The sequence below is a fragment of the Paenibacillus sp. JT31N17 genome, from assembly GCF_056269255.1.
On sequence record NZ_JBWDNP010000001.1, the window covers coordinates 320,643 to 336,707 of the forward strand.

The 16,065-nt window shown below is 52.2% G+C and carries 11 protein-coding genes; all 11 read left to right on the forward strand.

Annotation, left to right across the window (positions count from 1 at the left end):
* Nucleotides 1–62: 62 nt before the first annotated feature.
* The 11 genes from AC0YOB_RS01440 to AC0YOB_RS01490 all read left to right on the forward strand — a co-directional run bounded on the left by AC0YOB_RS01440 (nt 63) and on the right by AC0YOB_RS01490 (nt 16,048).
* Nucleotides 63–1,040 (forward strand): hypothetical protein, encoded by a 978-nt coding sequence (locus AC0YOB_RS01440; RefSeq protein ID WP_475791228.1) that lies wholly within the window; start codon nt 63–65, stop codon nt 1,038–1,040.
* Nucleotides 1,041–1,191: 151 nt separating this feature from the next.
* Complete coding sequence (locus tag AC0YOB_RS01445) at nt 1,192–1,617, forward strand: MarR family winged helix-turn-helix transcriptional regulator (RefSeq protein ID WP_475791229.1); 426 nt, start codon at nt 1,192–1,194, stop codon at nt 1,615–1,617.
* A 16-nt stretch (nt 1,618–1,633) separates the two neighbouring features.
* On the forward strand, nt 1,634–2,602 hold the full coding sequence (locus AC0YOB_RS01450; protein WP_475791230.1) for a ring-cleaving dioxygenase: 969 nt from the start codon (nt 1,634–1,636) through the stop codon (nt 2,600–2,602).
* A 752-nt stretch (nt 2,603–3,354) separates the two neighbouring features.
* On the forward strand, nt 3,355–5,001 hold the full coding sequence (locus AC0YOB_RS01455) for a response regulator transcription factor (RefSeq protein ID WP_475791231.1): 1,647 nt from the start codon (nt 3,355–3,357) through the stop codon (nt 4,999–5,001).
* A gap of 429 nt (nt 5,002–5,430) precedes the next feature.
* Complete coding sequence (locus AC0YOB_RS01460) at nt 5,431–7,317, forward strand: sensor histidine kinase (protein WP_475791232.1); 1,887 nt, start codon at nt 5,431–5,433, stop codon at nt 7,315–7,317.
* A 102-nt stretch (nt 7,318–7,419) separates the two neighbouring features.
* Nucleotides 7,420–8,523: a beta-galactosidase BglB gene (bglB, locus tag AC0YOB_RS01465; RefSeq protein WP_475791233.1), complete on the forward strand. Its 1,104-nt coding sequence runs from the start codon at nt 7,420–7,422 to the stop codon at nt 8,521–8,523.
* On the forward strand, nt 8,520–10,436 hold the full coding sequence (locus AC0YOB_RS01470) for a heparinase II/III domain-containing protein (protein ID WP_475791234.1): 1,917 nt from the start codon (nt 8,520–8,522) through the stop codon (nt 10,434–10,436). The genes bglB and AC0YOB_RS01470 overlap by 4 nt, the downstream gene beginning before the upstream one ends.
* A 58-nt stretch (nt 10,437–10,494) precedes the next feature.
* Entirely contained in the window at nt 10,495–11,652 is a 1,158-nt protein-coding gene (locus tag AC0YOB_RS01475; protein WP_475791235.1) for a trans-sulfuration enzyme family protein, read from the forward strand.
* A 431-nt stretch (nt 11,653–12,083) separates the two neighbouring features.
* Nucleotides 12,084–13,046 carry an ABC transporter permease gene (locus tag AC0YOB_RS01480; protein ID WP_475791236.1) on the forward strand — a complete coding sequence of 321 codons (963 nt, stop codon included), beginning with the start codon at nt 12,084–12,086 and terminating at the stop codon, nt 13,044–13,046.
* Nucleotides 13,047–13,118: 72 nt separating this feature from the next.
* Entirely contained in the window at nt 13,119–14,042 is a 924-nt protein-coding gene (locus tag AC0YOB_RS01485; RefSeq protein WP_475791237.1) for a carbohydrate ABC transporter permease, read from the forward strand.
* Nucleotides 14,043–14,359: 317 nt separating this feature from the next.
* A complete protein-coding gene (locus tag AC0YOB_RS01490; protein WP_475791238.1) occupies nt 14,360–16,048 on the forward strand; it encodes a type 2 periplasmic-binding domain-containing protein in 1,689 nt (562 codons plus the stop codon).
* The last annotated feature ends 17 nt before the right edge of the window (nt 16,049–16,065 follow it).

Sequence of the window (16,065 nt, forward strand, 5' to 3'; positions counted from 1 at the left end):
GAGCAGGCGGATATAGTCTCGGGAAGCGTAAGCTGAAAGCTTTTAAGGAAGGAGTGATTCTAGTGGGAGCCGTCTTATTAACCGGTCAGTGGATGACCGCAGAATCCGAATCCTATATCGATGCCATGCACGGGATTTTGTTCCCGATGGGATGGATTGCCTGTTCCAAATCTATGCTTGCCGGTATGACTACGGCAGCTTTCCGGTTCACGGTTAACCGGAGGCTGACCCCGGAATCCGTCACGGCATACAACTGGATGGCGGAACATTTTCTGGCTGCGGATTTTCTGGGCGTAACCGCTTCGCAGAATGCCGGATTTCATTTTCAGCCCACGTTTCCGCTCTATCAGACGCAGGCGGTGGCCGCTATCAAAGACTCCCTTGACCGCGGGACAGGCGCTGTTATCTGGAAAGATAAATTCGTGATAGCCGCGGGCTATGATGATGAGCGGGAAGTGCTCTATATCTCCGATGGCACCGCAGAAGATTATGAGGCGCTGCCGTATGGCGATTTTGGCTGTAACCGATCGCCTTATTGGTATGTTCAGACCTTTGAAACCCGGATCGAATCGGATGAGCTGGAGATTTGCCGGGAGTCTCTTCTGCAGGCTATTTATAAATGGGAATCCCATGACTTGATGCTGCCTGAGAAGGAGTATGCCTGCGGCCGTTCGGCTTATGGGGCGATCATACATGCTCTTCGCGGCGGTGATTACGATCAAGCCGGACTGAGGGAAATTATCCGCTGTTACGGGGCTGCCAAAAGAGACAGCCATGCTTACATCGCCGCTTTGGAGCGCTGGATGCCGCAGATCTGTGAAGCCGCGGATTCCTATGCCAGGCTGGATTCAATATTCCAACAGCTGGCGATGATTAATGCCGGCACGATGCCGGTCCGGAGGTTGAATGCGAACAAAGCCAAGGAAATGATTGATTTGTTTGACAATGCCTTGAGAGTGGAAGAGACGGCAATCCGGTCGCTGAAGGGGCTGATGCGTGAAACGGTGGATAACCGGTTCAATGATATCGCCTTGAGGTAATGACGGATACAGGGCTTCCGAATGCCATCGGCGGAGGATGAGATGGATTGTCTTGTTATCAGTTTAGTTATATACTGATATCAAGTTTAGAAATTATTTTTGTCGGTAATGCTGCAGGAAAGAGGTGAAGCGGGTGCTTGAGGATGCGGACATGAGTGCATTAACCGGGAAGGAAGAACGATTGGGCATCCTGCTGTGGTTTCGGCTGTCCCGTTTCTACAACCGGAGCATCCGCGAAACCAATCACCACTTGAAGAAGTGGAGGCTGACTGCCGCACAGTTCGATGTCCTGGCTCAGGTAGGTGCAGCAGGCAGAATCAGTCAGCAGGAGCTGGCAGAGAAGCTGGTCGTCACCAAAGGAAATATCACCCAGCTCATTCACAAGGTGGAGGAGCTTGGACTTATCGGACGTGAGCAGGAATGGAAGACCAAGTATATTTCGCTTACGGAAGCCGGGCAGCTTCTTTACAATGAAATTATTCCGCTCCAGGAGCAGTTTCAGGCATCCCAATTTCAATCATTGGACCAAGGCGAGCAGAAGCTGCTGCTTGAGCTGTTAAGAAAACTAAGAGCATGAAAGGCGGGGCAAACTCATGAATGTAAAAGGAATTCATCATCTGTCAGCTATGACAGGAAGCGTAGCAGGCAACTATCAATTTTATACGGATGTCCTCGGCATGCGGCTGATTAAGAAAACAGTCAATCAGGACGACACCTCGGCTTATCATTTGTTCTATGGGGATGAACGGGGCAAGCCGGGCACGGAGCTTACCTTCTTCGATTTTCCCGGAATCGGGCCGAACAAAGAAGGGGTGAGCAGTATCTCGGGAACCTCGCTGCGGGTGAAGAATGACGATGCGCTGCGGTACTGGACCGAACGCTTCACTGAGAAAGGCGTCAGGCATTCACCGATTACCGGCCATGCGGGCAGGAACGTGATTTTCTTCGAGGACCCGGAAGGCCAGAAGCTGGCGCTGGTTTCGGATGAGCGCAATGTTGGCGTGGAGGGCGGGATACCCTGGGATAAGAGCCCTGTTCCCATTGCTTACGGCATTACGGGGCTTGGTCCCGTGAAGCTGACGGTCCGTAAACCGGATGCTACGCTAGGGGCGCTTCGGCTGCTTGGCTTCACGGAGAAGAGCCGGGTGCCGGCACTGGTTGAAGGGCAGGAGGATATTATCATTATGCAGGTAGGGGACGGCGGCTCCGGCGCTGAGGTGCAGGTCGAGCCGCGCAGCGATTTATCTGCAGCCAGTCTGGGCAGAGGCGGCGTTCACCACGTTGCATTCCGGATTGAAGACAAGGAAGAGCTCATGGAATGGATCGGGATCCTGAATCAGGCGGGTCTGCATAACTCCGGCTTCGTAGAGAGATATTATTTCCGCTCCCTGTATTTCCGCGAACCGAACGGCATCCTGTTCGAGCTGGCTACCGATGGTCCCGGCTTCGCGACGGATGAACCGTTCGAGACCCTGGGCGAATCGCTTGCGCTGCCGCCATTCCTGGAGAATCAGCGCCAATCCATTGAAGCCAAACTGAAGCCGCTGGACACGAAACGTTAATGTCCAGGCCTTCGCGTCCTGAGCCGCTTGCTGTGCGTGTTAAGGCTAGATCTCTTTTTTCCATTCGGGGACTGTCCCAATAGACATTTTTGCTTTTTAAGATTCCGGCTCTGGTATTTAAATAGACGCTTCCACCGCCACTCTATCGTGGTTTTGGAGGCGTCTTTGCGTTGTTGTGCGGGGCAGAATTGCTTGCTGTTGTTTGGGGAGTCTTTTTTGAGAGAATCCTTTGCTGCATGGAAGCGACGGCGATAGTGCCGGCCTCGCTGCAGCGCCGAGTTGGCGATCTCCCGTCCCAACCGGCAGTCCCAGCAAGGAAAAACCGGCTTCCACGCCAATGAGCCCCGGCATCGGCCATGTAAGCCGGAAAAACCCCGCTGCAGCGCCGAGTTGGCGCTCTCCCGTCCCAACCGGCAGTCCCAGCAAGGAAAAAACCGGCTTCCACGCCAATGAGCCCCGGTGTCGGCCATGTAAGCCGGAAAAACCCCGCTGCAGCTCTTCCGATCATCCCGGTGCGTCTCCATACTTGTCAACCAAAGTTGTGGAAGAAGCTCATGTGAAGGCAAAAAATTCTACTCTTCATATCAGACAAGGCCGAGATTCACATGTAAGTCTTTCACTATTTTATTATTTTCAAAGAGCGGACTATTTCGCTTCAGAGGGCGACAGGGCCATTTCTTACCGAAGTATGGGAAAAAGCGGTTGACTTCGGTTATAATCGTGCTAACTGGTAAACGTGAGGAGGAAATCCTGTGAAAAAACGTGTGGTAGTGATAGACGACAAGCCGCTCATTCGGCAGGCAATCGTGCAGACGATCGATTGGAACAAGCTGAACTGCACGGTTGTCGGGCAGGCGGAGGACGGGATCGAGGGGAAGCAGGTCATTCTGGACAACAAGCCGGATATATTGATCACGGATATCAAGATGCCCGGACTCAGCGGACTGGACCTCGCCGAGCTGATGCAATCGACCTTCCCGCTGTCCAAAACGATTTTGATAACCGGCTACCAGGATTTCGACTACGCACAGCGGGCTGTCCGGCTTGGCGCCTATGATTTTATCGTCAAGCCTGTGCGTAATGACGAACTGGAGCGGGTAATCGCGCTCGCCGTGATGGAGCTGGAGAACCGGCATCTGGAATTGAGCCTGAATGAGAATATGACCGAAGCGATCAACAGACTGGAAGAGCGTCATCAAAGCTCGCTGCCCTTCCTGCGGAGCAAATTTATTTCCGAGCAGATCGGCGGCGCACGGGCATCGGAGACGGAAGCGTATATCATCTGCGAGCAGTTAGGCATCTCATGCAGCCGCATTGCTGTTCTGATCGTGCGCTCCAAGCAGACATTCGCTACGCTGCAGGGTGCGGACAGTGCCAGAATCAGGCTGGGCATGCAGGCCAAGCTCACAGAAATGGCAAGGCAGTCGGCAGCCAAACGGGACTTCGAGATCATCGAGTCGCTCCATCAGGATGACCTTGTATTAGCTGGCCTATTCCCCCGAGCGCTGCCTCCGCGAGAGATCAAAATGAAGCTCCAGGCCGTGTGCCAGGAGCTGATCGAGCAGGCCAGAGAGCAGTACGGACTGCTGTGCTGTATTGCCGTCAGCTCGCAGTATAAGCAGCTGAGGGAGCTGCCTGAAGCGTTTGCCGAAGCCTCGACGCTGATGGATAGCAGCTTTTTCCGGGCGGAGGAGCCTGTTCTGTTCCCGGAAAACGGTCATGCGGCCGGGGAAAAGGGCAAGCAATCCATTATCCGCGATTTGGAGCAGTTCAACCAGATGCTTGAGCATGCGACCAGCGGGGAAATGATCATGCATCTGGAGAAGGTGCTTGAACAAATCAGGGGCTACAGCGAGGGCAATATTCTGGTTGCCAAGGGACTGCTGTCCGATGTCTGCCTGGTAGCGGCCCGTTATTACTTCCGTCTGACCGGAGATGAATTCGGGATGAACAAACGGATTGATGAAATCTTGGATGATGTTTACCGTCTGCCGAATATGCAGGCAGCTTCCGATTATTTGGCCTTATTCGTCAAGGGGATCAAGACCAAGCTGGAGAATGGCGACAAGGAATACAGTCTGGTCGTCAAGAAGTCCGTTGACTATATTAACAACCATTTCGCAGAGAACCTGAGTCTGACACTCGTAGCCGACCATCTCGGCATCAGCTCCAGCTATTTGAGCCGCCTGCTGCGCATGGAAACTGGCATTAATTTTGTCGATCTGGTCTATAAAGCGAGAATTGAAGCGGCCAAACGGCTGCTCAAGGATCCGAAGAACAAAGTCAACGAGGTCGGTGAAATGGTCGGCTACAAGGAATACGCCTATTTCTATCAGGTTTTCAAAAAAATCGAGGGCATCTCTCCCAAGGAATACAAGAACAGGGGCAGCGAGATGTAGATGGGCAGCTGCTATGCCGAAAGAGGTTGACAGTCAACATGCTCCGTCACACTCCGGGCAGAGTACCGAAAGTACCTCGTCAATATATCACTATGAATACCTGATCTATTAGTCGCACCTAGCGCGAGATGCCGAAAATACCTCGTCAATGTATCACTACCTGATCTATTAGTCGCACCTAGCGCGAGATGCCGAAAATACCTCGTCAATGTATCACTACCCGATCTATTAGTCGCACCTAGCGCGAGATGCCAAAAGTACCTCGTCAATGTATCACTACCCGATCTATTAGTCGCACTTAGCGCGAGATGCCGAAAGTACCTCTCAGGACTGCACTGTTCCGTTCATACCCGCCAAAGGTTCGTGATATCGAATCTCAGTGACAAACAATCCAGCTAAATGATAACGTTTACATGGAATGAATGGTAATTGTCCGTACCAAGCCAGCCAGACATTTCGTACAGGAAAGCGGCAGCAGCCGCTGCCTGGATTCATATTCTTCAGCCGGGGGTGGCGCTGTTGCGCACCATCATCAATTATTTTATCAATGCCAAGCTGAGAACCAAATTTCTGATCTCGTTCACGGCGATCATCCTGGTTACGGTGCTCATGATCAGCGGGATCAATTATTTTGTCTCCGTCGGGGCAATCAAGCGGAATTCGGGGGAATTCTCGGAATATCTGATCGGCCAGATCGGCATCAATCTGGAGAAGCGCACGACGGATATTGAAGAAGTCGCGTTTCAGCAGTTCCGTAATTCCAGTCTGAATGAAAAGCTTGGCCAGAAGGCGGTCACGGCAGAGGAAATCTATGTGAGAGACAAATATGTGACGGATTTTCTCAGCGAGCTGCTGTTTACCAAGGATACGTTCTTATCCGTACTGATCCTCGATGTGAACGACAAGCAGTATTCGATTGAACGCAATATGTTCCAGAACTACAACGAGAAGCTCATGGAGCGGCTTGATATGGACAGCATCCGCGATAAACGGGGGAAAGCGGCCTGGTTCCAGGGCGATAACGGCACCATATTTATGGCCCGGGCGCTTTATGATATCAGCACCTACAAATATATCGGACTGATCGCGATCGGCCTTGAGAGCAGCTATGTCAACAGCATCATCACCAATGTCCATACGCTGATGGACGGCGATATTCTGATTTTGAATGAAAATAATGAGCTGTTTGTACCGGGGGAGAAGGATACTACGGAGCTCGCCCGATATTATCTGGAGAACAAGCTGTACCTGTTCGATTCAGCCAAAAATGGATTTACGTTCGGCGGCCGGCATTATATTTCCACGCTGATCTCAACGGTATACGACAAATGGAAAATCGTTCAGATTATCGATGTCGGCCAGTTGACCCGGGGTACGGACAGCATCAAATATTGGACCATCAGCACCATTCTGGTCTCGCTGTTTATCGCTTTTCTGATGGCGGCGTTCATCTCCAAGAACATTACGGCGAATATCAGGCTGCTGCTGCAGAGCATGTCCAGCTTCTCGCTGGATTTCAATCATCACGTCATTGTGCCAAAAAGCCGCGACGAGGTCGGGCTGCTTGCCGCCAAATTCAACTCTATGGCCGAGAAGATCAACGATCTGTTCAATTCGGTCTACCGGGAGAAGCTGCTGAAGCAGAAGGCGGAATACCGGACGCTGCAGTTTGAGTACAAGGCGCTGCAGGCGCAGATGAACCCGCATTTTCTCTACAACACGCTGGAATCGATATACAGTATGGCGAAAATCAAAGGCGAGGACGAAATCGGCGAGATGGTTTATCTGCTGGGCAAGCTGCTGCGCGAAAGCATCGGCAAGAAGGGGGATGTGCTGGCGCTGCAGGAGGAGATTGCTTTTATCCAGAACTATCTGTCCATTCACAAAATCATCTACGGAGACAAAATCGAGGTGATTTACCGGTTTGACGAGAGGCTGATGGATTCCCGCGTGCCCAAATTCATCTTGCAGCCGCTAATCGAGAATTCTATTATTCACGGTATCGAGGAGAAGCCGGGCAAAGGCATCATCGAGATAGACTGCTGGTCCGAGCAGGGTGATCTGCTGATCGAAGTGAGTGACAACGGCGTAGGGATGGAATCCGAAATGGTCGAGCGGCTGCTGGCCCCCGAGCTGTACGGTCACTATTTGGAGAAAAACAGGCATACCAATGTGGGCATCATCAGCGTCCATAAACGGATCCGGATTTTGTACGGCGATCAATACGGCTTGACTATAAACAGCGCCGTCGGTGAGGGAACGAAGATCCGGATAAGGCTGCCTGTACTGCACGAAAGTGAGGAGAAATCCTCTTGACCCGTGTCAAAATAGCTAATATAAACGCAAGAATCTCCAATAGTAAACGCTTGCATTTCTTGTAAAATGGGAGTTGATCAAGCGTTGAAGGGAGTGGGATGAATGATCGGGGCTTTAACAAGGGCTGAAATTGAGGGCACGATCGGTCACGTACTGCATGGCATGAGGAACCTGAAGCCGACCATCAAGGAGAACGTCAAGGACAGCATCATCTCGATGGATGTGTGGGACTGGTCTCAGGGCGTCGGCCTGTTCGCTCTTTATCTGTATTACAAGGAAACCGGCAGGAAAGAAATCCTGGACGAACTGACAGCGTGGTTTGACCGCCATATTGCGAAGGGTCTGCCGGGCAAAAATGTCAATACGATGTGCCCGCTGCTGACGATGAGTTATCTCTATGAAGAGCTCAGGCGGCCGGATTATCTGGAAATATGCCGGGAATGGGCCGAATATGTCCAGGAGGACATGCCGCGCACGCCGGAGGACGGAATCTCCCATCTGACTGTAACGAGCGCCAATGAAGGCCAGTTATGGGACGATACGCTGTATATGACCGTGCTGTTTCTGGGGCGGATGGGCGTGCTGCTGGGCCGGGACGATTATGTGCAGGAGAGCATGCACCAGTTTCTCGTCCACCTCAAATATTTGACCGATATCCGCAGCGGCCTGTTCTATCATGGCTGGACTTTTATGGAGAACAATCATTTTGCCGGAGCTCTCTGGGGACGCGGGAATGCCTGGTATACCGCTGGCCTGGTGGATTATCTGGATATCGTGCCGGTACCGGGAGGGGTTAGAAAATTCCTGGTTACTTCGCTTGAGCGGCAGGTCGGGACGCTCGCCAGCCTGCAGACGGAAGAGGGCATGTGGCATACGCTGCTTGACGATTCAAGCTCCTATGTAGAGAGCTCGGCAACGGCGGGTTTCGCTTACGGGATTCTGAAAGCGGTACGCAAGGGCTATCTGCCGGCCAAATACCGCGAGGTCGGGCTGAAGGCGATGCAGGCGGTAATGAGCCGCATCGACGGTGAGGGCATGGTGCAGGAAGTTTCCTACGGCACCTGTGTCGGGGATACAATGCAGGATTACAAGGATATTTCGGTCTGCCCGATGCCTTATGGACAGGCAATGACGTTATTGATGCTGGTGGAGAGCCTGAAGCACCGGGATCGGCAGCTTGAGCCCGAGAGGAGAACAGCCGAATGAAGGATACGATGAATCTGGTAGAGGACTGGCAGGTCGTGCGGGATAAAATCAAAACGCATTCATGGGCCCGCCAGATCGCAGACAGGATGAAGCCGGTCACCGACCAATGGGTCGCCCGCTACGAGGACGATGCCTCCCGGGTTGCCGGATGGGGCCATCATTATTTCTGCGACCAATGCTTTGCTGCGCTTATCTTTGATCCGGAGAAGCCGCATGAGCATAAATGCAGCGGCTGCGGCCGCCTGCGCGCAGCCCAGGAGGTGGATGATGCCTGGTGCTATATGTACCGTGCAAACGTATGCTCGCAGGTGTTTTCGGCAGCCGTGCTGCACAACCTGTACGGCGGTTCTGCCTACATGGCGTTTATCCGCAAGGTGCTCAGCTTTCTCAGTGACAATTATGGCAGCTTCATCGTCCGGACACCGCCAAGACAGGAAGGGCGTTTCTCCGGCACCGATCTGACGGACGGGGTATGCGTGATATGGCTGCTCAACGGGATGGAGCTGGTGCGGGATGAATTTACGATGGATGAGCTGGAGACGTACAAGCGCCGCTTCTTCCTTCCCGAGGCCGAGTTTCTGATCGAGAAGGTCGGCGTCACGCCGAATATTATTTGCTGGATGAAAGCTGCGGCAGGCATGATCGGCCTGTTCTTCAATGAGCGCAAATGGTGCGAGCTGGCTGCGGAGGGCGAATACGGGATCAAGAAAAAGCTGTCCGACGGCCTGCTTCCCCAGGGCTTCTGGTATGAAGCCTCCTTCCATTATCATTTCTACTGCGCGGAAGGGATGACCTACTATCTGGCTTTCTGCAAGCTTTATGGCTATGAATTTCCCGAGATGGAAGACGCTCTGCTGAGAATGTACCGGTATCCGGTCATGTATGCCTTCCCGAACGGCGAATTACCGAATCCGAATGATGGCTGGCCGCTGCTGAAGTTCGGCAATTACGCCCATCAGTATGAATGGATTCGCAATATTCACGATGAAGCCGCCTATCGTTATGCCCTTGCCCAATGCTACGACAAAGAGAATACCGGTAAGGCGGATGCCAATATCGGCGGCGTCGCCAGACTGCTGTTCGGCAGGAATTGGGAGGAGGAACGGATCGACGGGGAGCTGCGCGGAAAAGGACTGCCGGACGCAGAGTCGCGGGTGGATCCGGATATACATTTTGCCCTGCTGCAAAATGGAGATGCGTCCGTCTTCCTCAAATATGGATTTGTTCTGCGGGGCCATTCCCATGCCGACATGATGAACTTTGAGCTGTTCTATAAGGACGAAGTCATCTCACGGGATATTTCCAACAGCGGTTACGGCTCAGACTTGTTCCGTGAATGGCAGCGCAAAACAATTGCCCATAATTCAGTCATGGTCGACAGGCTGAATCAGCCGAACCGGCCGGTGGGCCGGATCGAGGAATTCGACAGGGAGAACAGCAGCTGCAGGGTGGCGGCCGATGATGTCTATGACGGCATCCATTACGCCCGCCGTCTCCAGCTTCATGAAGACCGGCTGGAGGACGAGTTTCAGGTGATCCCTGCGCCGGGACATGAAGAGGAGCATGTCTTCGACTGGCTGTTCCACTGCTCCGGCGAGCCGCAATCGGACCTGAACTTTAGCGAAACCGGCCCGCCAGGCGATGCGGATGGCTATCAGCTCATGCTGGAAACCATGGTCTGCGATACGGACAGCGACTGGGAAGTAAGCTGGACGATGCCCGATAAACAGCTGACCCTGAAGATGGAAGGAAGTCCGGGAACAACCGTATATCTGTTCAGGGGATATGAGCACCGGCTTGATGTGATGCGCTGGGGCGTCATGGTCAGACGGCGCGGCACCGCTGCGGCTTATAAAGCGGAATACAACTTTTCGAGCAGGATGAACGATTCCTCACAATTGCATATGAAATGACAGGAAGGAGGCGTCCCGGATCAACTCGGGCGCCTTTCTCGCGGAGGGAAGTGGAACAATGGACGATAACAGACCTGCTTTAACCAAGGAAGAGATATGCACGCATTATGGCGATGATTACGACCGGTACCTGGGAGCCATTGTGCCGCCTATTTTCCAGAACTCGCTCTTTACACGCAAAACGATCAACCATGGTTATACTTACACTCGCGTGTCCAATCCAACCACCGAGATCGCGGAGAAGAAGATCGCTGCACTGGAGGAAGGGGAGGAAGCCAGATGCTTCTCGTCCGGTATGGCTGCCATTACGGCAGCGCTGATGAATGTATTGGAGAAAGACAGCCATATCATCTGTCCACGGCATGTCTATCCGCCGACGAAGGGGTTCCTCGAATCCTATATGACAAAGTTCGGCATCGAAACATCATTCGTATCCGGCGAGAGCACGGATGAGATTGAAGCGGCGCTTCGCCCCCACACCAAAGCGATCTATCTGGAAACGCCTTTATCGAATGTGTTTACGCTGCAGGATCTGAAGGCCATTGCGGCCATAGCCAAAGCCAGAGGGATTGTGACCATCGTCGACAATACATGGGCAACTCCGCTCTATCAGAATCCGATTGCCTTCGGGATCGACATTGTTGTACACTCCGCCACCAAATATATGGGCGGGCACAGCGATATTCTTGCGGGCGTGATGATCGGCCGCAAAACGCTTATGGAAGAAATCACCCACCGGGAGCGGGGGATGTTCGGCGCTGTGATGGATCCCCATCAGGCCTGGCTGCTGATCCGTGGTCTTCGGACCTTGCCTGTCCGGATGCGCCAGCATCAGGAGAATGCCGGGAAGGTGGCCGCATTTCTGGAGAGGCATCCCATGGTGGAGCGCGTGCTTTATCCGGGACTTGCGAGCCATCCGCAGTATGAGCTGGCGAAGAGTCAGATGTCCGGAAACTCGGGGCTGTTCAGCTTCGTGCCGAGGGGAGACAGGGAGCAGATCACGGGCTTCATGAAGCGGCTGCGGCTGTTCGAGGAGGGACCTAGCTGGGGCGGCTTCGAAAGTCTGATTAACTCGCCCGGCCTGTGGCTGAGCGAAGCAGGATCCAGGGAGAGCGGCATCCCTCAGGGCCTGGTGCGAATCTCGATCGGGCTGGAAAATGCGGACTCGCTGATGGAGGATTTGGATGCCTCATTAAACAAAATCACCGGCGTATAGAGAAGACCGGCAATTAACAGTCGCAGCAGGTGGAGACAGTTTGAAGAAGCATAAGCCCAAAGCTTTCTGCAAGAAAGCTGCCTCGGAAGCATCCACTTTCGACCTTTCAACCCCGAATCTAACAGATAGGGTTCAAAACCAGTCACATTTATACCGTGGTTGGTTTTGAACCAAGGTGACAATGCTGTCCACAACCCATACCGTTTATCTTTGCACCAGGCCATCCATAAACCAAAAATTCAGGGGTACATCAGCTTCTTCGACAAGTGACAAGCGGTAAACCCGCTTATAACACCCTGCGCATATCGGAAGACGTTTTTCGCATGCGCAGCTCACAGCAAGAAAACTAATAAAATGTAAAGATAGACTCATTTAAAACGCTTACGGCAGGCTTTACAATAAGACTATCCTATCAGGAAGGCAGGAATTCTATGGAAGCGCAAACAAAAGCAAATACTGAGCTGCCACTGGGCATAGCTGCGAGTAAACAGAGTTCTCTGTGGAAAAGAATCCGGAAAAATCTCGACCTTTATATCTGCTTGAGCCCCGGTTTAATCTTCTTCTTTATATTTGCCTATATACCGATGTTCGGTCTTCTGATTGCCTTCAAGGACTACAACATGTTCAAGGGCGTACTGGAAAGTCCGTGGAACCATTTTCAATCGTTCAGGGATATGGTCAATCTGCCGGATTTCTATAAAATCGTACGGAACACACTGATGCTCAATGTGCTGGGGCTGGTGTTCGGATTCCCGGCTCCGATTATTTTGGCCATCATGCTCAACGAAGTCCGGAACAAATATTTCAAGCGGATTTCGCAATCGCTGCTGTACCTGCCGCATTTTATGTCCTGGGTGCTGATGGGCGGGATGATCTATGCGCTGCTTTCGCCCAAGTACGGCATCGTTAACCAGGTTCTGCAGTGGATGGGCATGGAGCCGATTTATTTTATGGCCAGCAACAACTGGTGGATCAGCGTCTTTGTCGGTTCCGGCATCTGGAGCGGAGTTGGCTGGGGAACGATTATTTATCTGGCAGCCATGACGACGCTTGATCCTCACTTGTACGAAGCGGCCTCGATTGACGGAGCAGGCAGATGGAAGAAAATGATCAATATCACCATTCCCGGCATCATGCCAACCGTCATTATTCTGCTCATTCTGAATGTCGGCCATATGGTATCCATCGGCTTCGAGCAGCCTTATGCCTTGATGAACCCGCTGGTCATGGATGTCGCTGATGTTCTCAGCACCTATATATACGATCTTGGAATCAGGCAGGGCGGATTCGGTCTGACGACCGCAATCGGGATGGTGCAATCGGTCGTTAACCTGATGCTGATCATTGCTGCAAACTATGCCGCCAATAAGATGGGCCGCGAAGGAATCTGGTAACGGAGCGGGCGGCATCCGGAATTTTTGGAACATGAATGGAACTGGAATCAAGTCTTATAAAGGAGTGAGCCTATGACAGAGCTATCGGATTCTACAGGTAAAAACAAATATCGCCGGACGCGAAAATACTCGTTCTGGGACGTTTCGTTCCATGTCATCAACTATTCTTTGATTACGATCATCGCTTTTGTCTGTATCTTTCCATTTATCAATACCTTTGCCAATGCCTTCAGCAGCAGCCATGCCATTCAGTCAGGCAAGGTTATCCTGTGGCCGGTTGATTTTCAGCTGGATGCCATGAAATCGGTGTTCTGGGACAATAATGTCATCCGTTCGCTGCTGGTCACCATTTACGTTACGGCGGTCGGGACAACGATCAATATGGTTTTCACGATTCTTACGGCGTATCCGCTTTCCCGCAAGGATCTGGTAGGGCGCAAATATTTCATGAACTATATGATATTCACGATGATGTTCAGCGGGGGACTCATTCCCGGCTACCTGCTCATCAAATATTTGGGCATGCTCAATACCCTCTGGGCCCTTATGATTCCCGGCGCAATCAGCGCGTTTAATGTCATCATAATGAAATCCTTCTTTCAAAATATGCCGGAGGAGCTGCGCGAGGCCGCCGTTATGGACGGCTGCGGAAATATCCGCTACATGCTGCGCATTGTGCTTCCGCTCTCCGGGGCCGTGATGGCCACAATCGGCCTGTTCTATGCGGTTGGACACTGGAACAGCTACATGAACGCGATTATTCTGATCGACAACTCCGATCTGTTTACGCTTCAGGTTCGATTGCGCAACATTTTGCTCCTCTCGCAAATGGATACCTCGCTTGAAGTCATGCAGCAGCAGGGCAAGCTTCAGGTCATTGAGGAATCCTTAAAAGCCGCCACAGCCATCTTCGCGACGGTGCCGATTCTGATCGTATATCCGTTCCTGCAAAAATATTTTGTCAAAGGCTCCTTTCTTGGCTCTGTAAAAGGGTAACCTCCCGATACGCCCGGCAGGACCGGACAGCTCCCCCAAGAGCCATCCGTCTCATACATGAAGAAACGGCTCTCGCCGTCCTTGGAGGCAGAGTCAGGATTCTTCCTCAGAAATATAAGCAAAGTATGATGGAGTCTGATACTTTCTTATATTTCAAGAAGAAACGGCTCTCGCCGTCCTTGGAGGCAGAGTCAGGATTCTTCCTCAGAAATATAAGCAAAGTATGATGGAGTCTGATACTTTCTTATATTTGATTACTCCTGTGGCAGTAGGCAGATGAAATGATGTTTTTACCAAATTCATGAGGAGGAACGACAATGGTCAATGTACGTAAAGGGGTCAGGATCAGCCTGACATGCTTCCTGGTGTTCACGCTTCTGCTGCTGGCCGCATGCTCGAATTCAGGCAAAAACGAAGGGAATACCAGCTCCGGAGCTGCCAATACGCCGGAGCCGACCAACACAAACACAGGGGGTACGGATGCGCCGGAGCCTTCGGATGAGCCCGTCAAGCAGGTCAAGCTTCGCGTTATGATTTATGATCGCGGGAACGCACCGGAGGGCATGAAGCTGACGGATGCTCCGCTTGTCAAATGGGCCCAGGAGCAGGTGAAGCCGCTTGGCATCGACCTGGAGATGGTGCCTGTAGCACGGGCGGAAGCCGAGAATAAACTGAATGTCTGGCTTGCCTCCGGTGAGGCGCCGGATATAATATTCACCTATGACACCAATACGCTCTTCAAGTATGCCCAGCAGGGCGGGATCTGGGAGCTGGACGATCTGCTGAAGGAGTACGGTCCGCAGATTACGGCGAATAATCAAAAAGCGCTGGATCAAGCGGGCACCTATGAAGGCAAACGCTTTGCCATTCCGGCACTCAGAGCGAACCCGAATGTCGGAGCGGTTTTCAAAATCCGCCAGGACTGGCTGGATAAACTGAATATGAAGGCGCCGACGACTGTCGATGAGCTCTATCAGGTGCTCAAAGCGTTTAAGGAAAAGGATCCCGGCAACGTAGGCAAGGACAAAGTCGTGCCATACGCTTTTCCGGCTATCGGCAAAGCATTCATGTATGCGCTGTCCTCGGCATTCGGAATTAATCCGAAGCTGATGAGCAACGGTACGGACCTGGCCGGAGGGGTATGGGAGAATGACAAATTCATCTCCAATATTGCTGCGCCGGGCGCCCGCGATATGTTCAAATTCCTCAACAAGCTGTATGTTGAAGGCTTAATCCCCAAGGAATTCGGTACGGACGTAAACAATCAGCAGCTTAATCAATATATTGCTCAAGGCGTGGCCGGCTTCATGGAGAACAATGACTCCGGCTGGGCATTGACCGACTCGACGATGAAAGCGGTACCGGAAGCCAGATGGATGCCAATCGATCCGCTCATCAGCTCGGATGGCAAACAATATGCCGGGGGCGCTGCGGACTACGGGATGTTCATAATGGTGCCCAAAGCCAGCAAAGAGGAGCAGGCGATTGCCGCGATGAAATATTTGAACTGGATGGCGGATCCCGAAGTCATCAAGACCCTGCAATCCGGCATTGAAGGAACGCACTACACCCTTGATGCGGATGGCATTCAAATACCGATCGATCCCGATAAAAACGCAAGGGAAGTGACATGGTATGCCGGAAGCGGTGACCTCGCGATTATCCAGCAGGGACAGCCGTTAAGCTCATATGACACTTTGAAAATACTGGGCGAGAAAGGCAAGCTGTTCGATCCTGAATATTATGCGGCCGTGAACACCAAATATAATGATATTTTTGCCAAATACACGCCGAAGACGGTTGAGATTACGGATCCACGGCCGTTTGCGCAGAAAAATCAGGAAACAATCAAGAAATTCATCAATGAATCGATAACCAAGATCATCGTTTCCTCCGATCCGGACAAAGAATACGATGCCATGATCGAAGGCTGGAAAAAGCTTGGCGGTGAAGAATACGACAACGAATTAACGGAAGCCTACAAAAAAGTCAACTACCAGCCGTAATTGCCGTCATGCAGGAA

Coding starts and splice junctions, on each gene's coding strand:
- AC0YOB_RS01445 (WP_475791229.1), top strand. CDS start 1,192: ATGAGTGCATTAACCGGGAAGGAAGAACGATTGGGCATCCTGCTGTGG.
- AC0YOB_RS01450 (WP_475791230.1), top strand. CDS start 1,634: ATGAATGTAAAAGGAATTCATCATCTGTCAGCTATGACAGGAAGCGTA.
- bglB (WP_475791233.1), top strand. CDS start 7,420: ATGATCGGGGCTTTAACAAGGGCTGAAATTGAGGGCACGATCGGTCAC.
- AC0YOB_RS01470 (WP_475791234.1), top strand. CDS start 8,520: ATGAAGGATACGATGAATCTGGTAGAGGACTGGCAGGTCGTGCGGGAT.
- AC0YOB_RS01475 (WP_475791235.1), top strand. CDS start 10,495: ATGGACGATAACAGACCTGCTTTAACCAAGGAAGAGATATGCACGCAT.
- AC0YOB_RS01480 (WP_475791236.1), top strand. CDS start 12,084: ATGGAAGCGCAAACAAAAGCAAATACTGAGCTGCCACTGGGCATAGCT.
- AC0YOB_RS01485 (WP_475791237.1), top strand. CDS start 13,119: ATGACAGAGCTATCGGATTCTACAGGTAAAAACAAATATCGCCGGACG.
- AC0YOB_RS01490 (WP_475791238.1), top strand. CDS start 14,360: ATGGTCAATGTACGTAAAGGGGTCAGGATCAGCCTGACATGCTTCCTG.